At 43.8% G+C, this 26,396-nt stretch carries 17 protein-coding genes; 13 read left to right on the top strand and 4 right to left on the bottom strand.

Annotated features, from left to right (window positions below; genetic code table 11):
• Positions 1-33 precede the first annotated feature (33 nt).
• The gene (locus T3H97_RS23395) at positions 34-423 is read right to left on the bottom strand and encodes a helix-turn-helix domain-containing protein (RefSeq protein WP_023990609.1); all 390 of its coding nucleotides are present in this window, start codon (positions 421-423) and stop codon (positions 34-36) included.
• 254 nt (positions 424-677) lie between these two features.
• Between T3H97_RS23395 and T3H97_RS23390 the strand changes: the two genes are divergently transcribed.
• Both T3H97_RS23390 and T3H97_RS23385 read left to right on the top strand, forming a co-directional pair.
• Complete coding sequence (locus tag T3H97_RS23390) at positions 678-2,099, top strand: tetratricopeptide repeat protein (protein ID WP_025718280.1); 1,422 nt, start codon at positions 678-680, stop codon at positions 2,097-2,099.
• A 258-nt stretch (positions 2,100-2,357) separates the two neighbouring features.
• Entirely contained in the window at positions 2,358-2,585 is a 228-nt protein-coding gene (locus T3H97_RS23385) for an aspartyl-phosphate phosphatase Spo0E family protein (RefSeq protein WP_023990607.1), read from the top strand.
• A 236-nt stretch (positions 2,586-2,821) separates the two neighbouring features.
• On the opposite strand, the gene T3H97_RS23380 is transcribed toward T3H97_RS23385, so the two are convergent.
• Together T3H97_RS23380 and T3H97_RS23375 are read right to left on the bottom strand one after the other, a co-directional pair.
• A complete protein-coding gene (locus T3H97_RS23380) occupies positions 2,822-3,637 on the bottom strand; it encodes a flagellar motor protein MotB (protein ID WP_013312222.1) in 816 nt (271 codons plus the stop codon).
• A complete protein-coding gene (locus T3H97_RS23375) occupies positions 3,621-4,448 on the bottom strand; it encodes a flagellar motor protein (RefSeq protein WP_254328310.1) in 828 nt (275 codons plus the stop codon). The genes T3H97_RS23380 and T3H97_RS23375 overlap by 17 nt, the downstream gene beginning before the upstream one ends.
• Before the next feature lie 208 nt (positions 4,449-4,656).
• On the opposite strand from T3H97_RS23375, the gene uvrB reads away from it, so the two are divergent.
• The 3 genes from uvrB (at position 4,657) to T3H97_RS23360 (ending at position 11,302) form a co-directional block, all read left to right on the top strand.
• Entirely contained in the window at positions 4,657-6,648 is a 1,992-nt protein-coding gene (uvrB, locus tag T3H97_RS23370) for an excinuclease ABC subunit UvrB (RefSeq protein WP_061829965.1), read from the top strand.
• Between the two features lie 172 nt (positions 6,649-6,820).
• Positions 6,821-9,682: an excinuclease ABC subunit UvrA gene (gene uvrA / locus T3H97_RS23365; RefSeq protein ID WP_328801002.1), complete on the top strand. Its 2,862-nt coding sequence runs from the start codon at positions 6,821-6,823 to the stop codon at positions 9,680-9,682.
• Between the two features lie 408 nt (positions 9,683-10,090).
• Positions 10,091-11,302, top strand: coding sequence for a hypothetical protein (locus T3H97_RS23360; protein WP_328801001.1), 1,212 nt, complete (start codon positions 10,091-10,093; stop codon positions 11,300-11,302).
• Between the two features lie 113 nt (positions 11,303-11,415).
• Here T3H97_RS23360 and T3H97_RS23355 read toward each other — a convergent pair whose 3' ends face one another.
• Positions 11,416-13,041 (bottom strand): nitrite/sulfite reductase, encoded by a 1,626-nt coding sequence (locus T3H97_RS23355; RefSeq protein WP_328801000.1) that lies wholly within the window; start codon positions 13,039-13,041, stop codon positions 11,416-11,418.
• A 359-nt stretch (positions 13,042-13,400) separates the two neighbouring features.
• On the opposite strand from T3H97_RS23355, the gene T3H97_RS23350 reads away from it, so the two are divergent.
• The 8 genes from T3H97_RS23350 to T3H97_RS23320 all read left to right on the top strand — a co-directional run bounded on the left by T3H97_RS23350 (position 13,401) and on the right by T3H97_RS23320 (position 26,206).
• Positions 13,401-14,645 carry a S1C family serine protease gene (locus T3H97_RS23350; RefSeq protein ID WP_328800999.1) on the top strand — a complete coding sequence of 415 codons (1,245 nt, stop codon included), beginning with the start codon at positions 13,401-13,403 and terminating at the stop codon, positions 14,643-14,645.
• 49 nt (positions 14,646-14,694) lie between these two features.
• On the top strand, positions 14,695-16,608 hold the full coding sequence (locus T3H97_RS23345; RefSeq protein WP_328800998.1) for a stalk domain-containing protein: 1,914 nt from the start codon (positions 14,695-14,697) through the stop codon (positions 16,606-16,608).
• Between the two features lie 193 nt (positions 16,609-16,801).
• Positions 16,802-17,242, top strand: coding sequence for a GNAT family N-acetyltransferase (locus T3H97_RS23340; protein ID WP_328800997.1), 441 nt, complete (start codon positions 16,802-16,804; stop codon positions 17,240-17,242).
• Between the two features lie 427 nt (positions 17,243-17,669).
• The gene (locus T3H97_RS23335) at positions 17,670-20,180 is read left to right on the top strand and encodes a U32 family peptidase (RefSeq protein ID WP_328800996.1); all 2,511 of its coding nucleotides are present in this window, start codon (positions 17,670-17,672) and stop codon (positions 20,178-20,180) included.
• A 193-nt stretch (positions 20,181-20,373) separates the two neighbouring features.
• Positions 20,374-21,255, top strand: a complete 882-nt coding sequence (galU, locus tag T3H97_RS23330; RefSeq protein ID WP_328800995.1) for a UTP--glucose-1-phosphate uridylyltransferase GalU — start codon at positions 20,374-20,376, stop codon at positions 21,253-21,255.
• A gap of 159 nt (positions 21,256-21,414) precedes the next feature.
• Entirely contained in the window at positions 21,415-21,582 is a 168-nt protein-coding gene (locus T3H97_RS26490; protein WP_416145808.1) for an FDLD family class I lanthipeptide, read from the top strand.
• A gap of 75 nt (positions 21,583-21,657) precedes the next feature.
• Positions 21,658-24,888 carry a lantibiotic dehydratase gene (locus tag T3H97_RS23325; RefSeq protein ID WP_328800994.1) on the top strand — a complete coding sequence of 1,077 codons (3,231 nt, stop codon included), beginning with the start codon at positions 21,658-21,660 and terminating at the stop codon, positions 24,886-24,888.
• Entirely contained in the window at positions 24,866-26,206 is a 1,341-nt protein-coding gene (locus T3H97_RS23320) for a lanthionine synthetase C family protein (RefSeq protein WP_328800993.1), read from the top strand. The genes T3H97_RS23325 and T3H97_RS23320 overlap by 23 nt, the downstream gene beginning before the upstream one ends.
• Positions 26,207-26,396: the final 190 nt, after the last annotated feature.

The raw sequence follows: 26,396 nt of genomic DNA, 5'->3' as shown, positions 1-26,396 counted from the left end.
TTTACATTTAGAGAGTATGGCGCACCGCTAATTCTAAGAATTTAATTTATCATTAGCATCCGAATCACCTGATTTACTCACTAAAAGTTCACCCTCTGAAGAGGTGAACAGTTCTTTTAAGATCCGATAAGCTTTATTCTGTTCCGCTTCACTCTGCTGGGAAAGAATATGAATACATCCCCATATCCAGGGCTGGCTTTTGAGTTCTTCATATGAATTAAAGTTAAAAAATGCAAATACGTTTGTGTTCAGCGCCTCTGCTATTTTCTCTAATGTTTTGATCTGCACATTGACTTCACCGCGTTCCAACTTCCCTATGTAGGAGCCTGTTGAATCGGATGCTTCTGCCAGTTGTTCTTGTGTAATATCACGCAATTTTCGAAATTGGCGAATTTTCGTTCCTATAAGTTTCGTCGTTTCCATAGACCTCCACACTCCTATAGTATGAGTGTAGACAAAGCCAGATCAGGCGTGGAGGTAATTGTATTGCCTAAATTGTTATATATTTAGTTTTTGTGAGAACTATTTAATAAACATCAAATTCCATAATATAATAAAACAGTGTAGAAAAGGGGTTGACCATCATCCAATTTATTCATATAATTTCTAGTATATTGTAATTGATTGCCGAGGAGGGTGATTTTTAAAATCATCTGAATACGCCGGGGGTGTTTTTATTGGAAAATGCAACCACGATTCGTTCGGAAATTGAGAAAGAACTAAAACTTGGTGGCTACACTTTTAATAGTTTTGGACAAGCTACGGGTCTTAACCGGGGCATATTTAGTGCTATGCTTAACGGGAATCCGCCTAAACCTATCTCCGTAAGACAAATGGACTTGATTACTAAAGCCTTTAATTATCCAGAGGGCTGGTTGTATGACCTGTATGTGGATGAATGTTTTTATGATGGAAGACCACATTGGAAAAGGGTCAAGCCGTTCCTGATTCGTTGTGTTGAAGTGGGAAACCTGCGCTGTGTTGAGAAAGTGCTCTCACGTTTAATGGAAGATCTTAACCACATTCCGACAATCTTTACTTTGGCAGAGGAGCTTTATGAAGAAGGGAAGTTACAAGAGGCAATTCCTTTCTATGAATGTGTCATTGAGAATGAGAAGTATCAACATTCAGAGAGGTTGGCAATTAGTCATTATAAATTGTTTATAGCTTCGATAGGTAAAGATTTAGAGAGGAACTTGGAAGCGGTTTTAAGATTCATCCCCTATCGTAACCGACTTCCTGAAAATTATCATTTAGATGCTTTGTTGAAGTTGGCTAATATCTACTTTAGTCTTCGCCAATGGAAAGAGGTGGAAAGGTATGCTGACGAGCTACGAAACTTAGCAACAACTATATATAAAAATGAAATTCAGAAGCGAAAAAACATAAATAAGTATAGACAATTAGAGACCGAAAGGCCGCTTGTTGTTTACTATGGACAAGGTTATTTACTTAAAGGCAATGCTTTGGAACTACAAGGAATGTATGAAAAAGCAATGGAATACATTGAAGGTTACGCTGATTTAGGCTGGTTTGAAGGACTAGATGAATTAGGGTTAGAAGAAGTTGAACTTCTCAAATTATGGGCAGAAGCAAATAAACTTAACTTAAAGGTTCTAATGGGTAAAAAGGGGAGTTTACCTTCGTATGTTAATTTTCTTAAGAAAAATCCCCTTGAAGTATTGCCTGGTTTACTTACTATTGTTGAGTCTGCCATTAAATATAAATTTAGTATTGATGCGATACTTTCCGATTTCTCAGAGGAAATTAGAGATTTTAATGATAGTTTCTTTTTGGATAGTGGATATTATCAGCTAGCGCCAACTGTGGACAGATATGCTGATTTACATTATAAACTGGCAATTTACTATTTTGGTAATGAAAAAATCGGTCAAGGTCTTGATTCTATTTTAGAAAGTCTAAAATTTTACAAAAATATTAATAATAAAACAAAGTTTGTAGAATGTGTTGCTTTGTTCGAAAAATTCAGAAAAGACTCCACATCTCAGCATAGAAAGAATTATGAATTTATAATGGAGGAGATATTAGATGATGAAAAAATTAACGATGTTCTCCTTGTTGGCGCTAAGTCTAATTAATTTTGTTAGTTTTGGAAAAACAGTCAATACTAATTTGGATATATTCGGGCATGAAAATGGGAATTATAGCACTTATGGGCATGGAAATGGACATTAGTAGAATTAGAAATTATGCTTTTAAGCCAATTCCTCTGGATTGGCTTTTTTGATTCATCCCGTTAAAGGGATGAATTGGGTTTTATTATATTTTTAACCTGTGGGGAAGGTATCAGCTTGTAAACTAATGTAAATACCACACCGAACAGGAGGTTTATTGATGTGAAATGGAAACAATTGGAGGAATGCATCGAAGAAAAGCGGAAGGAACTAAATGATTTGGCGAATGAGGTGGGATTGAAGGATCGGCGGGTGTTAATCAAGTCCATGGAGTTGGATCGACTCCTTAATAAATACAGTGACTGGAAATATAGCTATCGCAGACAACAGAGCATACCCCAAAGTTCACAAATACAAGAGAAGCAACACGAGCTTGTCCTATCTTATTAATTATCAAGTATCATGACAAGATAAAACCTAACTTCAACAGGGCTTCTAATACATAGTGGGATATAGAATAAACAAAATAATCTCTATTGCATCTCGTACGCCGCTCTTATAAACGTTGTTCGTACGGTTTATTGTTCTGCGTCTACAACAGAGCGGAAGCCATGTATTAATGATGAATATGTATCAATAAAACCTCCCGATTCACGTTATTGCGTGACTCAGGAGGTTTTTGGGCTTTACTGTTGAAGCTGGCGTAATACGGTGATTTCGACACGGCGGTTTTTTTGTCGTCCAGCTTCGGTGCTATTGTCACCAACCGGCCGGGTATCTGCATACCCCGCATACTGAAATCCTGAGGGTGAAAGTTGTTCTCTGTCGAGAAAGAATCGGAGTACAGATAGTGCCCGTGCGCCGGAAAGCTCCCAGTTATCCTTATACGTCGATGAGTTCGAGGAGCGCGTGAACGGAATGTTGTCCGTATGGCCCTCAATGCTAATCGGTGTTTTCAAGTCTCGAAACAGACTGGCCAACTTGGATAGCGTGTTGGCAGAGCCTTGCTTGAGTGCAGCTCTACCTTGATCGAATAAAAAGCGGTCATTTAGCGTAATGACAATACCACGCGGCTGATCTGACACAAAAATCTGGTTTTCCAGTTTGTTGTCCGTAATATATTCTTGAATGACACCCATTAAATTTTGCAGCTCTTTTTCCTGCGTGCGAAATGCTTGTTCACGTTCGGTGAGCTTAGTCGATCCAGCTTCCTTTTTATCGGCTGCTGGTTGTTTGGTCGTGGGTGGATTCTTGCTGGTGTAACGATCGGCAGTACCTGTAATGCCCGAGCCTTGCTCCAAAATAGAATCTCCTTTGTGGAACGTATCCTGGAGGGATTGAACAACGACATCGTATTTTTTAGCATCCAGACTACTCATGGCATACATCACAACGAAAAATATGAGCAGCAGGGTGATCAGATCGGCATAGGTAATCATCCAGCGGTCACGATGGTCTCCGCCGCCTCCTTGACCCCCACGGCGCTTACCGCGCGCTCTCATGGAAGTCCTCCTTTGGGGAAGCGTCCTCTGTGCGTGAGCGACGAGGCGGTTTGCGATCTATATTTTGCTCTGAGCGGATAAAGAACTCCAACTTTTTGCGTACAAGCTTTGGATTCTCTCCGTTTTGGATAGCCAGAATACCTTGCAGCAGCAAATCCATCGTGATAATTTCACTCTCACTGGCTGCTCTTATTTTGGATGCGATGGGCAGGAAGATCAGATTGGCGCTAGCAACGCCGTACAATGTTGCGATAAAAGCAACAGCAATGGACGGGCCAAGCGCAGTAGGCTCGGTCAGGCTGCCCAGTACATGGATGAGGCCCATGACAGTACCGATAATCCCCATCGTAGGGGCATAACCGCCTGCGGATTCGAATATTTTGGCGTACCCTTCATGTTTGTGTTCAATGGCATCTAACTCAAGCTCTAAAATCTGTTTGATCTGCTCCTGCTCGGTGCCGTCGATGACCAACTGAAGACCTTCACGCAAAAATGCATTCGGATGCTCTGATGAAGTACGCTCTAGTGCAAGCACACCGGATCGGCGTGAGGTGGTAGCCATGGAAACCAAATCTTCTATATATTGCTTCGTAGGATTGTCCTCACGGCTAAATGCCATCCGTAGAGCGGTGGGGATCGTCTTCAGCTTGGAAGCTGGGTAGCTGATCACAACTGCGGCGAAAGTCCCCCCAAATACAATTAGAGCCGATGTGCCTTGAAGCAGCCCTGTAAATTCGCCGCCTTCCCATAAGAAGCCACCGATTAATGCTATGATTCCGGCGATGATGCCCAATACGATGGTGATATCCAAAATTTAATTCACTCCTATTCAAGACTTATCGTTTGCATCCACGGTAAGAAAGAGGTATAATACGGGAACAAACATTCTTATCCAACCATATTTCCCAAGTATCATTGCTCGGGAAATATCGACATAGAGTTACAGGTAAAGACGTTAAAGCTCGACTGGTGTAAAATCATGATGTTTCCATTTTAGACGATAAGGGTGATGCAGGGCAATGAGTGATATCGTTGTTAGCGATAAGACTTTTGAAATTCAGTCGGAATTCCAACCTCAAGGCGATCAGCCTCAGGCCATTTTTGAATTGGTAGAGGGAATTGCAGAAGGAAAGAAGCATCAAACGCTATTGGGTGCTACGGGAACAGGTAAGACGTTTACCATCGCACAGACCATTGCCAAGTTGAATCGGCCTACGCTGGTTATTGCACATAATAAGACTTTGGCTGCTCAACTGGCGAGTGAGTTTAAAGAGTTCTTTCCGAATAACTCCGTCGATTATTTTGTCAGCTACTATGATTACTATCAACCGGAAGCATACATCCCGTCTTCCGATACGTATATTGAGAAGGATTCCAGCATTAATGAGGAGATTGATAAACTGCGCCACTCAGCGACAAGCTCTCTGTTTGAGCGTCGTGACGTTATTATTGTAGCGAGTGTCTCCTGCATTTATGGTCTGGGTTCCCCGAAAGAATATTCAAGCTTGCTGCTTTCGCTTAGAGTCGGCATGGAGAAACCCCGCAATCAGATTTTGTCCCGCTTGGTCGATATTCAATATCAGCGGAACGATATCAACTTCGTGCGGGGTACTTTCCGTGTACGGGGGGATGTTGTGGAGATATTCCCAGCTTCCCACGGGGAACACGCTATACGTGTAGAACTGTTCGGGGATGAAATTGAACGAATTACCGAGATTAATGTGCTTACGGGTGAATTGATCGGTGAACGTGATCATATTGCCATTTTCCCGGCATCTCACTTCGTTACTCATGAGGATACGATGAAGGTAGCATTGGTCAACATTGAACGTGAGCTTGAAGAGCGATTAGCGGAGTTGAAGGAGCAAGGGAAGCTCTTAGAGGCACAACGTTTGGAACAACGTACCCGCTATGATATCGAGATGATGAAAGAGGTTGGCTTTTGTTCCGGCGTCGAGAATTATTCAGGTCCACTGACATTCCGCGAGCGAGGAGCGACACCATATACGCTGATGGATTATTTCCCGGATGATATGCTGATCGTCATTGACGAGTCCCATGTTACGTTGCCGCAGATTCGTGCCATGTATAACGGTGACCAAGCACGTAAGAATGTACTGGTGGAACATGGATTTCGTTTGCCATCTGCATTGGATAATCGCCCGTTGAAGTTTGAAGAGTTCGAGGACAAGGTAAGTCAGATCATCTATGTATCGGCTACTCCAGGACCTTATGAGATGGAGAAATGCGAAACGATGGTACAGCAGATTATTCGTCCTACCGGGCTTCTTGATCCGATTATTGAGGTGCGTCCGAGCAAGGGGCAGATTGATGATCTCATTAGTGAAATACGGCTTCGCATAGAACGTGAAGAACGGGTGCTGGTGACTACACTTACGAAGAAGATGTCTGAAGATTTGACTGACTATTTAAAAGAAGTAGGCATCAAGGTTCGGTATATGCACTCCGAGATTAAGACGTTGGAGCGGATGGCTATTTTGCGGGATCTTCGTCTAGGGACCTTCGATGTATTGATCGGGATCAACTTGTTGCGGGAAGGCCTCGATTTGCCGGAAGTATCGCTGGTCGCGATTTTGGATGCGGACAAAGAAGGCTTCCTGCGTTCTGAGCGCTCTCTGATTCAGACGATCGGACGGGCAGCACGGAACAGTGACGGTCGTGTTATTATGTACGGCGATAAGATTACCGATTCTATGGATAAAGCGATAAAGGAAACGGAACGTCGTCGTGCGATCCAAATTCAGTATAATGAAGAACATGGGATTACCCCGCAAACCATCCGTAAAAAGATTCGTGATGTTATTGAAGCAACCAAGGTGGCAGAGTCTAAGAATGATTACCTTCCTAATGAGACGGGTAAACTTTCCAAGAAGGAGCGTCAATCACTCATTCAGCGTCTGGAAGCAGAGATGAAAGACGCCGCCAAGAACCTACAGTTCGAACGGGCAGCCGAGCTGCGTGACGCTTTGCTGGAGTTACGAGCTGATTAAAGATTGAGAATAAGCTAGAAGCAAAACATATGAAAATAAAATGTTTGATTGCTTTGCTTTTAAAAATAGTGAGGGCGGCCTATGTGGTCGTTCTCTTTGCGATATATCACTTCCATGGGATAATCCAATGCGATATAGCATGACGTGAACTACGGCTAAGGAGATGAAACATTTGGCGAATGAAAGCATCATCATCAAAGGCGCACGCGCGCATAATCTCAAAAATATTGACGTGACAATTCCACGGGACAAGTTCGTCGTCCTGACAGGGCTAAGTGGCTCAGGTAAATCGTCACTGGCTTTCGATACGATCTATGCGGAAGGGCAACGGCGGTATGTGGAATCTTTATCTGCGTATGCCCGTCAATTCCTCGGGCAAATGGAGAAACCAGACGTTGATTCGATTGACGGTCTGTCTCCTGCCATTTCCATTGACCAAAAAACAACAAGTCGGAATCCGCGTTCTACTGTTGGAACGGTTACCGAGATCTATGACTACCTGCGGTTGCTGTTTGCTCGGGTGGGTCATCCTCATTGTCCTGAACATGGCATTGAAATCACTTCACAGACCGTTGAACAGATGGTAGACCGCATTTTGCAGTATCCTGAAAAGACAAGACTTCAGATTCTGGCTCCATTGGTATCCGGCCGCAAAGGTGAGCATAAAACACTGTTCACTGATATAGCCAAGCAGGGCTTTGTACGGGTACGTGTGAATGGCGAACTACGTGAATTGTCTGAGAAGATTGAGCTGGAAAAGAACAAGAAGCACTCGATTGAAGTGGTCGTAGACCGCATCGTAGTCAAGGAAGATGTGCGTGCGCGTCTGTCTGACTCTATTGAGACGGCACTGAATCTTTCAGGTGGGCAGTTGCTTGTAGACATTATGGGGCAAGAGGAGTTGCGGTTTAGCTCCAACTTTGCATGTCCTATTTGTGGATTCAGCATAGATGAACTGTCTCCAAGAATGTTTTCCTTTAATAGTCCGTTTGGCGCTTGTCCAGATTGTGATGGGTTAGGAGTTAAAATGGTAGTTGACCCTGATCTGCTCATTCCCGATCCTGAAAAAAGTGTGGAGGATGGGGCGTTTCAGGCTTGGAGTGGTGGAACTTCCACTTATTATCCTCAATTTTTACAGTCAGTATGCGAGCACTACGGTATTCCGCAGGACATTCCTGTTAGTCAATTGACGACAGAACAAATGAACCTCATTTTACATGGAACGGGAGAGCAGAAGATCCGTTTCCGCTATGAGAATGATTTTGGTCAACGTAAGGAAGCCTATGTGACCTTTGAGGGGATTATCCCCAATCTGGAGCGTCGTTATCGTGATACGGCTTCTGAAGGTATACGTGAATTTATTGAAGGCTTTATGAGTGCAAAGCCATGTAACACCTGTAAGGGACACCGACTGAAAAAAGAAAGTCTGTCGGTAACCATTCAAGAGCGTAATATAGCTTATGTGACAGCTTTGTCTATCGGTGAAGCCTCAAACTTTTTCCATACACTGGAGCTGAGTGAGAAGGAGAAGTCGATTGCCAATCTCATTTTAAAAGAAATTAACAGCCGACTGGGATTCCTCGTTAACGTTGGTCTGGAATACCTGACTTTAAGCCGTGCGGCAGGCACGTTGTCAGGCGGTGAGGCACAGCGTATCCGACTGGCGACACAGATCGGGTCCAGTCTGATGGGTGTGCTTTATATTTTGGACGAGCCTAGTATCGGTCTGCATCAGCGAGATAATGACCGTCTGATAAGTGCTTTGGAGCATATGCGGAATCTCGGCAATACGTTGATTGTGGTGGAGCATGACGAAGATACAATGATGGCAGCGGACTATATCATTGATATCGGGCCAGGAGCTGGAATCCATGGTGGGATGATCATGTCGCAGGGGACTCCGCAGGAAGTTATGGAAGACCCGAATTCCTTAACCGGGCAGTATTTGAGCGGACGCAAGTTCATTCCGGTTAATACCGAGCGGCGCAAGCCTGTTGATAAGTGGCTGGAGATTCGCGGAGCCAAGGAAAACAATCTCAAAAATGTGAATGTCAAAATTCCGTTGGGTGTTTTCTCAGCTGTTACTGGTGTATCCGGCTCTGGAAAATCGACACTGGTCAACGAAATTTTGTACAAAACGTTGGCGCGTGATCTAAACCGGGCGAGAGTACGTCCAGGGCAGCATAAAGAAATTCGCGGACTAGAACATATCGAAAAGGTTGTTGAGATCGATCAATCGCCAATTGGCCGTACACCGCGTTCCAATCCTGCAACGTATACTGGTGTATTTGATGATATCCGTGACTTATTCTCGCAGACGAACGAGGCCAAAGTACGAGGCTACAAGAAAGGCCGCTTTAGCTTTAACGTTAAGGGAGGTCGTTGTGAAGCTTGTAGAGGCGACGGCATCATCAAGATTGAAATGCATTTTCTGCCGGATGTGTATGTTCCATGCGAAGTGTGCAAAGGCAAGCGTTATAACCGGGAGACCTTGGAGGTTAAATACAAAGGAAAAAGTATTGCCGATGTGCTGGAGATGACGGTTGAGGATGCAACGGAGTTTTTTGAAAATATTCCGAAGATTCATCGCAAGATCCAGACGCTGATGGATGTAGGATTGGGGTATATCAAGCTGGGTCAGCCTGCGACTACCTTGTCTGGCGGTGAAGCACAGCGCGTGAAGCTGGCCTCCGAATTGTATCGTCGTAGCACAGGCAAAACCATTTATATTTTGGACGAGCCGACAACCGGTCTGCATGTTCACGATATTGACCGATTATTGACGGTGCTGCATCGTTTGGTTGATTCAGGAGAGACGGTGCTGGTTATTGAGCATAATTTGGATGTGATTAAAACGGCCGATTATCTGATTGATTTGGGACCGGAAGGCGGAAGTGGCGGTGGAACGATCTTGGCTACCGGGACGCCAGAGCAACTCGTGAAAGTCGAGGAATCCTATACAGGTCGTTACTTAAAGCCGATCCTTGAACGGGATACAGAGCGTAGCCAAGCGCTTCAGACAGTCGATCTATAGATACCGTTTAATATAGTTTTAAAAGCCCTGCACAGGCAGGAAGGCAGAATACGAACTACTGTATTGGCCTTCGTCTTGGCAGGGTTTTATTTTTTTTGTAAAAAAAGAAAACTTTTATCAAATTCCTGCGTTAAAGCATGTGACACATAGTTTACCAAGCGCTGGAATAATAAATCTATACGTATATTCATCGACAGAAAGTCTCTGAGTAGTCTCTAAATTTTGGAGTTTTGGATGTTTAGGCTCGGGCTTGAAGAGGTAAATATATAACTCATGATTGTATAGCATCATACGAAGTTCCGTGCCCACGTGACAACCATTACAAGTTGAAGCGAAACCGTCTGTAGTTTTATCACATCTAAGGTTTATACAACATCTCTGAGGAAGTCATGAAGGGAGCTGGAACGCTTGAAGGTTAAGCAAAGTAGAGTTTTACGTACACGTGTGTATTCATGGGCAGCAGGAGCTGCTTTGGCGGCATGTTTGATGGGGTATAGTGCTGCACCGTCCTATGCCTCCGAGGTGTCTGAGGCGTTTGCGCCCAAACAAGCCGAAATCGAAACAAGTGCGGCCATTGGCAGTATTAAGGATTTAGGAAACGCTCACAATTACATTCAACCCGCAGCGAATGGTGGGTTTTTAATGCTGAACGTCGAGGACGATACAGAAGCAAGTGTAGTGCACGTCACATATGGCAAGCTGGACAGTTCTGTGGAGCCTGTATGGAAACATCAGCAGGACCTGAACGTACAACCCGGAACAAGCAGCAGGGGAGTCCAGCGGGAGACGTCGGATGGTGGCTTGCTGTTTCTGATTGACTATACAAAACCGAACGGAATACGAGAGGTACAGGCTTCACGATTGGACGTGGATGGAAACACCTTGTGGTCCAAAACATTACCCACAGATGGCTTGATATCTCATGGGCAGGATTCTCAGGTTGGTTTGGAAACACTGGAGGATGGCAGTTTCCTGGTCTCCTATCTGAACCTTGCGGAACAGTCCTTCACTGTACTCAAATATACTGAAACTGGCGATCTACAATGGAATCGAACGACGGCCGGAGTGACCTCGGGTTGGCTGGTCGGCAGTCACAATGGATATTATGCGCTTTTGAACAGCTCAGATGGTCCCGTTGGGGTACAAGCAGATGTATATGGTCGCGATATCCGTGACATTCATTTGGACTTAGGATCAGGTAAAGAAATTGCCGCAGTACGTGAGTTGCCGAGCGGTCATATTGCTGTAACAGGGCTTAAAGGAAACAGCAAGCGTACACAGGTGCTAAGTAATGGTCTGCAATTATTTAGTAATACAGAGGACTATGGGGCTGACCGGGTGTATCTGCCTGAGGAGCAGTTGTATGTCCAGTTCAGTGATCAATATGATCCACTGGGTAAAACCACGAAGATGCATGGCATCACCATTACAGGCTTGAAAGGAAACGGTACGAAGGTGTGGGAAACGAGGACTCATTATAAGGAGGATAATTCCTTCGGCATCCGATACGATACGGGATTGATATACAAGATACCTTCAGGCTACGCGGTGGTGACATCTACAACAGGTGCTCATAAGCCAACAGTACTGGATTTTGCGAAAATATTGATACCGGAGTAATCCGGTGTCTTTTTTTCGTGAAAGTGAGGGAAACGATATTGAGGGGCAGTATGACGATAAGAAACAGCCTGCTTGTATATGTGATACAAGCAGGCTGTTAATAGACTCTATATTTAGGATGCAACGTGGCTGGACTGTAAAATAGCAGACAGCTTTTCCTGGAAAGTCGGAATACCTACACGCTGTACATATGCGTAAAAGCTTTCGCCAGCGCTCCTGTTTTCTTTGTAGAACAGAATGAGCTCTGCCAGTACAGGTCCAACCTGATCCCCGCGTACGCGACCTTTGAGCGCCTTGTTAAACTGGGCGCCTGCTCCAAGCGTTCCGCCGACAGCGATGTCGAACGCGTCGACCAAGCCCTCCGGTGTCTTAATAAGCGAGCCTTGCAGACCAATGTCCGCAATATGCTTTTGACCGCAGGAATTCGGGCAACCGATAAAATGAATGCGCACCTTTTCATCCAATTGTACGTGCTGATCCAAATACTCGGCAACGTCAACCGCCCGTTTTTTGGTTTCTACAATCGCCAGATTGCAAAACTCATTTCCTGTGCACGATACCGTACGGCTCATAAAATGCTTGGGTCGTGGTGTCAGGCGTTGCAGCACGGGGGCTTCCAGTAGTTCATCCACTTGCTCATCCGGCACGCCGCTTAGCAAAATATTTTGCGACATCGTGGTACGAATCTGACCATCGCCATAGCGGTCAGCCAGGTCGGCCAGTTCATGCAACTCGTCAGCACTAAGGCGACCGACAGGCACGTTCAGACCGATATAGTTCAGGCCTTTTTGGGCTTGAGGGTGCACACCGTCAAAATAGGCGGCTTGCCAGCCAATCGTTTTGTCCACGCCTCGTCCGGGCATTTCACCGATGTACTCGGTGAGCTTAGCCAGAAATTTGTCCGGGCCCCAATCGGCAACGAGGAATTTTAAGCGGGCATGGTGCCGCTTTTCCCGATAGCCGTAATCACGGAAAATGGTGGTGACAGCAATAGCAACCTTCAGTACTTCCTCAGGACGAACAAACAAATCCAGAGACTGTGCCATATGCGGCTTGGCGGACAAACCTCCACCAACCATCACATGGAAGCCGATCACTTCTTTTCCGTCGAGGATCTTGGTGGCCGGAGTGAAGGACAGGTCGTTAATTTCAGCCTGTGCATTGTTGTACGTATTACCGGAGATAGACATTTTGTACTTACGCGGCAGATTGGAGAAGTCTCGATTTAATAAGAAAAAGCGGTTTACTTCATCTACAATCTCCTGGGTATCCACCAATTCATTGGGATCGATGCCAGCCAGCGGATTACCGACAATGGTACGCGGGCAGTCTCCACAGGCTTCAAAGGAATACAAATTGACTTTTTCCAGTCTTTCGAAAATATCGGGCAAGCTTTCGACCGTCAGCCAGTGAAATTGAATCGCCTGGCGAGTGGTGACATCCACAAGACCGCGTCCATATAGCGCGGATATGTCCGCCAATGCATGTGCCTGTGCTGAAGTCATGATCCCTGTGTTGATGCGGACCCGCATCATGAAATGACCATCCTTGGGCTTTTGCTGATATACCCCAGCCCATTTGAAACGGTCCATATCGTCCGCAGAGATCGAGTCATAGCCTTCGTTGGCATAGTTTTCGATAATGGTACGGATAACGTCGAGACCGTCCTTTTCCAGCTTGACTAACTCGAATTTGTTAAGCTTATCGGGATGAGCGTTCCAGATTGGTTCGTAGGCCATTCTTTTAACCTCCTGTAGGTGCTTATTTATACTTTAGTGTTTTGGATAGAGGACTCATGATTTTATTCTTTATTTCCGACAATAAAACTAAGATATAATGTGATGGTATCATAGTTGGTTATGCCCGTAAACGAAGGAATGACCTAAACGGTATAACGATTATTTATCGTTTTTGCTTATTTTTTTGATATAAGGATTTGGAAAATTTATAATATAAATAGCATGAGAGGACAGGGATGTAGCAAACGTCGCCTTTTAGAAAAAGATAGGGCTTAAAGCGATTGTATACGTGTCCCCTCTATGGTAGATTTGGACTAACTGATAGAACAGGGTCATGTAAGAGAGGAAATGGTGAGTATATGCGTAAGATGGGGAAAAGGGCAGTTGTTCTGGCTTTGGGCAGCGCTCTATGTATTTCTGGAACGGCAGGTGCAGCCAGCAGTGGAACTGCGTTAAAGGCCAAAGTCATTAATGGCGGGGTCTATGTTAACGTAAGCGATATGAATAAAGCATTAGGAACCAGCGGCGCATATAACAGCGCAAATGGTACATATACGTTATCGGCCGATCGTGTGCCGCAGGTGGTTAAAAATGTATCTCCTTCTGTGGTCGGTATCATAGGCCGTTCAGCTACGGGAGAGACCGTAGCGGGAGGAGATCGATACAATCTGGCTCACGGCACGGGTGTCATCATTCGTACCGATGGATGGATTGTGACGAATGCGCATGTTATCGAAGGATTAGGTGATGCCGTGGTCGTAACCTCGGACGGAAAATCTTACGGAATCACCGACAGCTACAGCGATCCGATCAGTGACTTGGCATTAGTCAAAATCAAGGCAAGCGGTCTCAAACCCGCTACCTTGGCAGCTTCAACGAACAGTCTACAGGTAGGTGAGCAGGTAGTGGCTATTGGTACGCCTATATCCTTTTCACTTCGTAATTCGGCAACCTCAGGTGTTGTTAGCGGGCTGAACCGTGGTGTCAACGCTGCTTATCGTTTGATCCAAAGTGATACCGCGATCAATCCTGGTAACAGCGGCGGTCCGCTAGTCAATCTCAAGGGTGAGGTCATTGGGATCAATACGATGAAATTCTCGGCGGTCGGCATTGAAAATATGGGCTTTTCGATTCCGGCGGATACGGTGAAATATGTCATCGGCCAATTTTTCAAATACGGAGAGGTTCGGCGCGCCAGTCTTGGTCTAGGGCTGGAAGAGAGCTGGTCAGCTATCGTTGGATTACCTACCGAGGACCCTCTGAAAGTTACGAAAATTACCTCAGCCAATGCCATTCAGGCCAAAATCAAGGAAGGCGATGAGCTGTACAGCATTAACGGTAAGCGTGTGGCTTCGGCCATTGATGTCAATGAGCTGCTTAAAAACTATCAACCAGGTCAAACGGTGAGTGTACTAATGCAGTCGGACGGTGATATTGTGAAGCGCAAGCTAGTACTGACCCAGGATAATGGTGAAATCTATGAGTCCATTCAGTCTGGAGAAGATGGTGAAGATTCGAACGGTTCGGAGGCCGCTGAAGATGGCGGCGTAGCGCTTCCTAAGGAAACATCGGAGCCAGCTCAAGGAGCAACTACTGGAAAGTGAACAATAACGGCTCTTGAATCTACAAAATAAAGCTAAAGGGAGATTTACTGTGAAGCATATTCAAAGAAAAATGATGCGTAAGCTGGGGGTCGGCGCTGTCGCATTGTCCCTTCTGCTTTCCGCTTTGCCAGCAGTTGCAGCAGATCAAGATAAAACCATGTTGGAATTGCGGTTGCAAAGCGGCAGCAATACAGCCATCGTGAACGGCCAAAATGCCAATATTACGAAGCCATATTCAAAAAGTGGTGCACTGATGGTTCCAGCTGGTATTTTTAAAAAGGCATTTAACAGCAAAATTCGATTGGCTGAAGATAATGTGGTTAAAATCACTAGCGGAACTCATGTTGTATCGCTGACCATTGGTAGCCGTACTGCTTGGGTGAGAGGTCACAAGGTGACACTTCCAGCTCCACCGGAAATGTCATCAGGTATTCTCATGGTGCCTCTGCGTCAAGTAGCAGAAGGGCTTGGCGGTAAGTTGGAGAAGAGCGGCGCCGGAATCATTATTCGGATGGAAGCACAAGAAGAGGCGGGCACGGTAGCTGAAGAGACACCGAACATTGATAATGATGAGGGCAAGACGCAGATCGGGAACAGTTACTATGGCTGGTCTATGAACTATCCAACAGGTCTCGTCATCGGTCAGGGAGGTGGAGATGAGAGTATCTCCACTTTTATGGATGAGAACAGTGCCTACTATATGGAGGTGCACACAGCGTCACAGCCGGTTCCACTGAATGCGGACGATCTGTTGCAACAATTAGTGCAGGCAGCCAAAGAAACGGGAGAAACTGTGATCGATCGAAAATCCTTCCCGAAAGCGAAGGTACCTTATGCTCGTGTCATTACGAAGGATGGGGACGGCGTATTGTGGGAAAATCGTCAGTACTATGACAACGGACGATTGTATGTAGTTTATTTTTCTGATGCTAAAGCAACGAATTATAAAGATCTGGCCCAGTATGCAGGACTCTTAAATTCCTTCAAGACCTCTTTTAATGCGCAGGATAAAAGTATTAAAGACTTGTCCACTGTCGTAGGAGGCACACGCGAGGCCGGGAATCCAGACTACGGTGTGTCACTCAGCATACCCGCAGGCTGGAAAATGGACGATCAACGGATGCAATATGAAAGTAATGATGGATCGAGCTTCCGCATGAAAATAACCTCGGCTCCAGCGGATGGAAAGTTGGAGAACTGGGGGCAGCAACTGCAAAAATGGCTGAGCGATTCATTTGTGTCTACGGCTTATGAGGCACAGAAGACGTATCCGCTGGAGGTTGCAGGCGTTCAAGGGTTAGTACAGGAGTACCGCTATAATTTTGGGGATGGATGGGTCAAAGAGTACAATGTGCTGATTCAGCAAAATGGATACCGCTACTTGGCTGAATACGCAGTGCCTGAAAAAGTAAGCAAAGGAAATGATCAGTTCAACGCGCTCATCTCCTCGCTTCAAATCGATTTTCAAACCGTAGCAAGTAACTTTGGACAGTTGGAAGAAGACGACTATTTGACGGACAAAACGAAAACGGTCAAAAAGACGTCAAAAGCCTATGAATATACGGTGAATATCCCACGATATTGGACCGCGATTAGTGATCAATTTGAATTGGGCGATGTAGAGTACCAGTTTACTGGTGGACGTTTTTCCATCAAAATCGACAACGACCAATCATTTGAACTAACGGTATCCCAGCTCAAGGACTTCTACGATAAGCAAGCAAAGAACTACAAAAACCTCAAAGTTGAGGAAGTTAAGGACGTAACGTTTGCTGGTGTCCCGGCAGTGTCCTTTACATTCCACCGCATAGAAGAAGGCATTGGCTATACAGGCCACCAATTGGTTTTAGAACGTGATGGAAAAACGTATACCGTGACAACCACGTTAAATGATGCGAACAACACGGCTGTACAATCTAACGCACTGGATTCGACGTTAAATTCGTTTAATTTTGTGAAGTAGAAGGTGTAGGTAAAAGATTAGCGAGGTTGTGGGGGAAGCGCTACGCGTGCCATTTGAGCCTACGAGCGCTGACGCTTCTTCGGATTCAAATGGCCCGCTTCACTGGCGCCCGCCAAATACCACCAATCTTATAATGAGTGAAGTAAGCACTAGGGAAGTCTATACGGATTTCCCCGTATAGGAGGAATCCAAAATGATTACGCTAAAAGCAGTCGACAAACATAATTGGGAAGCATGTGCCGAACTTAAACCGACACCTGAGCAAAAAAGATTTATGGTATCTAACCTTTTTTCAATTGCGGAGTGTCAGTTTTTAGATGGATTTTTATCTAAAGCAATTTATAATGATGACGAATTAATTGGTTTTACAATGTATGGCTTAGACCCGGATGACGGAAATTACTGGGTTTACCGATTTATGATTGACGAAAGATTTCAAGGTCAAGGTTATGGCTACAATGCGATGTTGCTGGTTATCGACGAAATAAGGAAAGCCAGTGATAGGACGGATGTTATCATGATTGGGTATAAACCAGACAATGAACTAGCTAGAAAGCTATATAGTAAATCAGGCTTCAGGGAGAAGGGAATATCACCCTGGGGAGAAATGCTTGCGAAGTATAGGTTTGCCTAGTTAATGATAGGATGACTCACCTCCAAAGCACCGCTTGACGGGATTGGAGGTGTTTTTAGTATTATTTTTTAAAGGAATCGCTTGGAAAGTGTAGAAGCTTAGGTCACAGTCTGGTACACTAGATTAGTTACAAGATAAGAATGATTCTGCCGCAGATGTTTGTGATGCGGATTTTTTGAGTTGGATGTAATTCACGCGAGGAACCGATGGTTCAGTGTGTGGATGATCGGACAAGATGATAGAGACGGATAGGATTTTAAATATGATTCTTAGTAGGCTTCCATTCCCCTGACTAAACATGATCAGCTTTGGAATGAGTCTATGGAACAAACATCCATGAGATTACCAAGTAAGCAGCATAGCTGCCCTGAAAACAACGATTCTCCCCCGGGGGATCATTCGTTTTCAGCATATGGGGAGGGCAATAATGAAATCAGCAGTACGAAGAGAAGATGTCGAGCTTCTTGCACCAGCAGGTGATTGGGATTGTATGCGTGCGGCGGTGGCAAACGGGGCTGATGCGATCTTTTTCGGGGTGGAAAAGTTCAACGCACGAGCACGGGCGAACAATTTTCGCATGGAGGAACTGCCTGAAATTATGGCGTTTTTGCATAGCTATGGGGTTAAAGGTTTTTTAACATTCAATATATTGGTATTTGAAAACGAGTTGGAGGACGCTAAGGAGCTGGTCGATGCCTGTATTGATGCCGGAGTCGATGCCTTAATTGTCCAAGATATGGGCTTAGTGAAAATGATCCGCGACATTTCACCGGATTTTCCCATCCATGGTTCTACCCAAATGACGATCACCTCGCCGGAAGCGGTAGAGTTTACAAAGCCGTACAATATGGAACGGGTCGTGCTTGGACGCGAAAACAACCTGAAACAGATCCAAAAAATAGGCGATCAGGCGAGACTTCCAATGGAGGTATTCGTACATGGAGCGTTATGCGTATCTTATTCTGGCCAATGCCTGACTTCAGAAATGTGGGGCGGCCGCTCTGCTAACCGTGGTGAGTGTGCACAGGCATGTCGTTTGCCTTACGATCTGATGGTGGATGGAGAGCAAAAACCAATGGCAGATGTGACGTATCTGCTGTCACCTAAAGATCTAGCGGCGATTGACTTGATGCCTGAACTGATCGACGCGGGTGTGGTTTCTTTTAAAATTGAAGGGCGACTGAAAACACCTGAATATGTGGCGAATGTAGTCAGCAAGTATCGCAAGGCCATTGATAAGTATTTTGATGGCGATACGTCCAAGACCAGCAAAGAAGATATCCGCGAGCTGCAACAGAGCTTTTCACGCGGCTTTACGCACGGTTTTCTCGAAGGAACCAACAACAAGAAGCTGGTTGACGGTACGTTCCCGAAAAGCCGGGGTGTGTATCTGGGCCGAGTGGAACAAATTCTTCGTGATGGCGTAGTGTGCCGTATTGATGCCCCGCTGAAGCGTGGCGATGGTATTGTATTCGATGCGGGAGATCCCACGCAAAAAGAAGAAGGCGGACGCGTATACGATATCCGTCGCAAGGGCGTGAAGATTGAAGGCGAAGCCGGAGAAGGCTGGATCATTGACATCGTAGCGGGACGCAACGATGTCGACCTGCGCCGTGTGCACGTGGGCGACCGCATTTGGAAGACCAACGACCCGGCGCTGGACAAACGTCTGCGCCAGTCGTACGACACCGACAAGCCGTACCGGGTCTTCCCGGTACATGTACGGGTCAGCGGCTCCCCAGGGCAACCGCTGTCGACATGGTGGACCGACGTGCAGAAGGGCACAACGGTCCGCGTGGACTCTGAGCTGGAACTTGAAATTGCCCAGAAGCGTCCGATGACGCACGAGCTGCTCGAAGAGCAGTTCGGCCGACTGGGCGGAACGGTGTTCCAGCTGGAAGAGCTGGACGTCCATCTGCATGGGGACGTCATCGTGCCGATGCGCGAGCTGAACGGTATCCGCCGTCAGGCGGTGGAACTGCTCGCGGGCGAGCGCCCCAAACCGCCAGTGTACACGAAGCGGGCGGTCGAGGTGTATGACGATGCATCGACTCCGGCATCGTCTGTGGCACGCGGTCAGGCAGAGCTGACCGCGTTGTGTCGCAGCCTCCCTCAGGTGGAGGCTGCGCTCGAGGCCGGCGTGGAGTTCATCTACGCCGACTTCGAGTTCATCAAGCAATTCCCGGCAGCCGTTGAGGCTGTGCACGCTGCAGGCCGCCGAATTGCGCTGGCGACCCCGCGTATTCACATGCCGGGTGAAAATGGCTACCACAACAACATCCTGCGCCTAAAGCCGGATGCTGTGCTGGTACGTAATCCAGGGGCATTGTATTTCTACCTGCGATATCGGTTGGAGAACCCGGACGCACATCACCCGCAATTGATTGGTGACTTCTCGCTGAACATAGCCAACCACAAAGCGGCTGATCTGTTCCTGGATTCCGGCTGCGACATGGTTACGCCTTCGTACGATCTGAACATTCAGCAAATGGTCGATATGCTCAGACGTACACGTACTGATAAGCTGGAGATCGTGATCCAGCAGCATATGCCAATGTTCCATACTGAACATTGCGTATACTGTACCTTCATGAGTGAAGGCACTGACTACACCAACTGTGGACGTCCGTGTGAGGACCACCGCGCATCCCTGCGTGACCGAATTGGTATGTCTCATCCAGTTCGTGTGGACGAAGGTTGCCGCAACACGGTGTACAACGCGATTGAGCAATCCGGCGCGGAATACCTGTCCAACTTCCTGGAGCTGGGCGTGTCCCGTTACCGCGTGGAATTTTTGGAGGAGACACCGGAGCAAGTGCATGAGGTTATTGATCTCTATTACCGTGCCTTACGCGGAGAAATCAGCGGAACACAAGTATGGAAGACGCTGAAAGCGACGAATCAGTTAGGGGTTACACGTGGGCAACTGGTGAAGTAAACAACTGTATATTTGTTCAGGAGCCAAATAGATTTTAGAAGCATAATATAATCATATAGTAAGTAGAGATTGAAGACATGTTCTCTTTAAGGGAAGATGTCTTCTTCTTTAACCTATTAAATTTATCCATCTACCTGTTATAATCATAGACAGTATTTCCATCCGTTATATTGACGACAAAGGAGTTTAACCTATGAAAATCCGTAAAGCGATTATTCCTGCTGCGGGATTAGGAACCCGGTTCCTTCCTGCTACGAAAGCGATGCCTAAAGAGATGCTTCCCATTGTAGACAAACCAACAATTCAATATATTATTGAAGAGGCTGTTGCATCTGGTATAGAGGATATCATTATCGTTACTGGTAAAGGCAAAAGGGCGATTGAGGATCATTTTGACTACTCATTTGAGCTGGAGCATAATTTGACTGCGAAGGAAAAATGGAACCTGCTCAATGAAGTGCGTAAACCATCAGAGATGGCAGATATCCACTATATTCGTCAAAAGGAACCTAAAGGGTTGGGGCATGCCATATGGTGTGCACGTAAGTTTATCGGTGAGGAACCTTTTGCCGTCCTTTTAGGGGATGACATCGTTGAGTCTGAGAATCCATGTCTCAAACAGATGATTGACGTGTTCGATGAGTATCAGCGTTCTGTTGTAGGTGTAAAACAAGTGGATTGGAACGAGGTACATCGTTACGGCATAGTTGAAGGTCATGCACTTACTTCCAAAATCTCTGAGGCGGAACGATTGGTAGAAAAGCCAAAGAAGGAAGAAGCAACCTCCAACTTGGCGATCATGGGACGTTATATCTTGACGCCTGATATTTTTGATATCCTGGGTCAACAATCTGCGGGAGTAGGCGGGGAGATTCAGTTGACGGATGCATTGTCCAAACTGGGAGAGAAGAATCCGATCCTGGCCTACGAATTTGACGGCAATCGCCATGACGTTGGCGAGAAATTAGGATTTATTGAAACTACTATTCATTATGCTCTGCAGCATAACGAAATCAAGGATGAAGTACTGGCTTATATGAGACAGGTTATTGAAAAGATTGATCAACAAAAATAGCCTTACTATAAGAAGTTTCGGGAAGATACTATTTTGCGAAAAAAAGGTAAAAATTTTAAATGATGTAATAAAAAGAAACTTTTTCTCTCTTGATGCGTCTTATATATTGAGAGATTGCTCCTTGAGGTTCTCTCAACTTTATCGAAGGGAGGGATTAAGATGAATTCTCCAGAATTAGTCTTTTTCGAACAAGAGGACACCTTTGATTTGGACTTACAAATTAATGATCTAACATTAAAGCAAGCGGCAAGTCCTTGCACAAGCACTGTAACTTGTAGTGTTTCTAGATGCCTTGGTACACATGTGACTTGTGAGTGTTGGTGCTAACTTTAAAGGAAATCTGACCCTGGATATTATTTCATACATCCAGGGTCTTTTACTTCAGGAGGAGGTTATCCTATAGTGGATAAAGTTACAAATATAAATATGTTTCAGTCATTAGATTTTTTTATGGTGAGAGTACCACTATTGCCTATTGATTTTTACTATAACTTATTCAGTGAAAGTACTACATATGATGTGACAAGGAACAGGGCTTTATCTTTGTTAACAGACCCTGTTATACGGGAAGCGATCACCATAGCCAGCCCTTCACTTATGAATTCTATCAATAATGTCCTAACCAATAAAAATACTAAAAAAATGAACACGGTGCTACGGGCAGTTGTGAATTATCTAATCAGGCTTTCTTCAAGAGCTACACCTTATGGGATTTTTTCTGGGGTTTCTATAGGTCTCTTTTCGGAACTTAGCTGCTTGGAAGTGGGTGATACTAGGCAGAACAGGAAAATATCCCGTCCAGATATGGAATGGATCATGGGATTGGTTAGATATTTAGAGAAAGAGGGAAATGTGGTAAAACAGTTGGCGGTGCGGACTAATCCATCCTTGTATTTATCTGGTACAAGAATAAAATTGCCATTTTTAAACTATATTGAACAACACTACGATCCTGATGTAAAACGAATGAAAAGTAGTTCGATAAAAGTGTCCAAGCCGGTTCAGCTTGTGATGGATTATGCACAAACTCCGATTCCTTTTGCTAATCTAGTTAAGAAAATACAAGAAGAGTATCCCGAAAACAAAGAAACTTTAATAACTGAATTTCTGATGAAGCTATTGAATCAGGAGTTTTTAATTAGCAATTTGAGACCACCATTATGCATAGATAATATGGATTTGCCTTTTGAATATCTACGAAAACAGATAGCACCTATAAACAATATTGAATATATCAAAAAAGGTCTGGATGAAATTAGTGAAGAAATAAAACAATATGATGATTCTCCAATAGGTAAGGGGGAATCCTTGTACAATCAGCTATGTATAAGAATGAGAAAATTAGTTCCAACGAAAGAAACTTTGCAGATTGATATGGAGACAAAAGTAGAAGAAGCCTTTTTAAGCCAAAATGTCTCTAAAGATATTGCTAGATCAGCAGAGATCTTATGGAGGCTGTCGCCGGATTTGAGTAATCCTCATTGGACACAGTACCGAAATGATTTTATAGAGAAATATGGTATTGATTGTCAGGTTCCGATCTTAGAGCTTTTGGACGAAGATTTAGGGTTAGGGGCTCCGCCTGATTATAAATATCCTGAGAGTAGATATAGTTTAGAACACCCTATACTAAATGCAGAGAGAGAGAAGGTTCTGGCAAACTGGATTACAAATGTTATTAAAGAAGGAAAAATAGAAATAGAACTGACGGATGAAAAATTAAAGAGAATCGAGACTTTATCTGATGAGCTTTTGCCCCCTACCTCTATAGAAATGTATGTTACCATAGCAGCAAATAGCGAAGAAGCTTTGAAAAATAACGAATATAAGATCATTATCAACCCCAATTCGGGAAGTGCAGGTGCGGGTAAAACATTTGGAAGATTTGGACCAATCCTAGATAAGACTGCAAGAGAGAAGATCACGAACACGTATAAAATTCAAGAGGAATACAGAAAAGATGCTATATTTGCTGAACTTGTATATTTAACGGTCAATAGTAGACATTCTAACGTAGTGATTACCAACAAATCATGTAGTCACCAAATTGTGTTGGGAACTAATTATTCCAATGTAGATACTTCAAAACAAATTTCAATTTCTGATTTATATGTAGGATGTACCTACAATTACTTTTATTTAAAGTCACAGTCGTTGAATAAAGAGATAATCCCAGTTTCCACCAACATGCTAAATTACAATAATGCTCCCAATGTATACCGTTTTTTAATGGAAATTTCACAAGAAAGACACAGAAGCATTTTGCCTTTTCAGTGGGGAGGCCTATCGGAATTCCCTATGCTGCCTCGTGTGAAATATAAAAACATAATTTTATCTTTAGCGAAATGGTCGCTTAATAAAAATAACGATGAATTAAAAAAATGTAAAAACGAGGAGGATTGGATTGAGGGTTTTGAAAAGTGGAGAGGGGAGTGGCGCGTTCCAAGATATGTTTATATTACCACTTCTGTTTCAGATAACAGAGCACTAATTGATCTTAAAAATGAGTTTTTTATATTAGAGCTATTTGAGAAATATCATAAATTAAGTGATTCACAATCATTATGGTTAACCGAGAGTGGATTTGAACCAAGTGACGTATGGGCTAGAGGGAAAGAAGGGCGCTTTATCGCAGAGTACGTTATTCCCTTAGTAAGGACAAATGTAGAGGAACCTTTGACCCCGAAGCAGTGTGAAGATATGAATCTTATTCAAAGACCAATCAGAGAGCATTCAAACATTATATATTTACCGGGAAGTGAATGGCTTTATATAAAGCTTTATGGTATGTCTGAACGAGAGGAAGAGTTTATTGGCAATTACATTAGAACATTTTGTGAGCAGGTAGAGAATCAAGGAATAATAAATCGTTATTTTATTGTTAGGTATAAAGATCCGGATCATCATATACGGTTACGACTTCATGGTGAGGAATCCGTTGTTTGTAAACAACTAATCCCTGCTATTCATATGTGGGCTAGACGCCTAAAGACTGAAGGTCTACTAAGTAAAATAATATTTGATTCATATGAGCCGGAAATTGAGCGATACGGTGGTAAACGTTTAATTAGTATAGCGGAGCGTTTTTTTGCTGTTGATTCGAAGATTACAGTAGAACTGGTCTCTTTAAAATATAACAATAAGTTGAATGTTCCTATAGAGATTATTGGTTTCATTAGTGTAATTGATATTTTAAATCAGTTTATACCAGCGGTAGAACGGCAAGTTACTTGGTTTCATGAAGAAGAATGGCATAAGGAGCATGTGAAAGATTTTATGAAGGATCGCACTTTTTATATAATTTTGTGCGATGTTTCGGACAATTGGTCCTCACTTAGAAATTTGGAATACGGGGACTACTTATTATCTAAGTTTCAAGAGCGAAAAAAAATAATAAATGAATATAAAAAGGCACTTGAACATGAAAAGGATTTAACGAATACATTTTCCAATATTCTAGGTAGCCTCATTCATATGCATTTAAACCGTCTTATAGGTACGAATAGGAAAATGGAAAGAAAGATAATGTCGTTGTTAAATCATTCTTTATATCATTTTAATGAATCAATAAAGCACAAGAAAAAATGTATTTCAAAGGAGTTGAACGTTGATGACAGTAGTACAAAACAATAAGAGCCTGCATAACGATATTATGAAAATTGTAAGTGTTATAAGTGCCAGGTTGACTGACCCCCAGTATGTACAGACTATATGTTCTTCTGAGCAGAATCATGTAGCTAAACAAGAGGAGTTTAATTGGAATGATATAAGCCTGGCAACTGGATTTCCAGCAATCAGTATTTTGTATGGGAGACTAAGTACTGTATTAAAGGATGAGAGATTAAAAGATTATGCACACTCCTACCTTTTAAGTACTCGTGAATCATTAAAGAAATCAGGAGCGTCATTATCACTATGGGAAGGATTATCTGGTGTTGGGTTTGCCGCGTATCTATTATCTGACAATGGTATAAAATACAGGAGATTTATCAACCAAATTAACACTTTGATATTGCGTCATGGTAGTGCTGATCTACTGAATGCAAAAAGTAGGCTGGAATCAGGTACGTCAATTAATGATTATGATGTAATTTCCGGATGGAGTGGCATAGGAAGGTATCTGTTACTGTTCTCTGATATACCTGAAATTAGGGAGCTCCTTATTGGTGTTCTTGAGTATCTTGTTCTTCTAAGTAAAGATAGGATTATCAACGATAAACAAGAGGTTCCGAATTGGTATATTTCAAATAAATATTTACTTTCACATGAAAAGGATGAATATCCATTTGGATATTTTAATATGGGTTTAGCTCATGGAGTTCCTGGCCCCTTGGCATTATTATCTATAGCGTTGCTTCAAAATATAAAGGTACCTGGTCAAATAGAGGCAATTCAACGATACTGTGACTGGATAACAAAATGGAAATTGGAACAAACAGATAGAATACAGTGGCCCTTAATTATAAGCTACGAAGAATTTACAAACGATCAATTATACTCTAAAAAGCATCGGGATGCTTGGTGTTATGGTTCGGCAGGTGTTGCGAGGAGTCTATTTTTAGCAGGTAGATCCATCGGGGATAGAAGCTTGGAGGTATTAGCTGTAAAAGCATTTAAATCGATATACAAAAGATCTATCGAAGAGTGGAATATTTATTCACCAACGGTATGCCACGGATATTCAGGATTATTGAAAATTACCTATCATATGTATCGGGACACACACGATCCTGAATTGCAAGAAAACTATCAAAGCTTGCTCCGAACGGTCGTTAAAATGTTTGATGAAGAATCGGCATTTGGTTTTTATGATTTATATAGGGATTCTAATTCTACTAAGAATTTAAATTATGTAGGTTTACTTGACGGTGTTTCGGGAATAGCCATGACATTACTAGATTCTCTTTATCCTGATGAAAAGGATTGGGGAGCGAGCTTATTGATTTGCTAAGGTAATAAGTAAAGTAACGGATGAATTACTCAAACCACAGAGAGGAACTGGTTAGCGTTCTTAATCGATAACAGGGTTACAATTCCACTCAAAAGATGAACAATAAAAAGGGTTATCTCAAAGGCAGTTTTTTATAGTGAAACAGCCTAAATGAGACGAATTATAATTAACTTCATGAGAAAAAGCGTAG

The organism is Paenibacillus sp. LX16 (assembly GCF_036252815.1).
In the GTDB taxonomy this organism is placed as follows: domain Bacteria; phylum Bacillota; class Bacilli; order Paenibacillales; family Paenibacillaceae; genus Paenibacillus; species Paenibacillus polymyxa_B.
The sequence above is the reverse complement of the archived record's forward strand: the minus strand, read 5'-3'. Positions and strand labels throughout refer to the sequence as shown.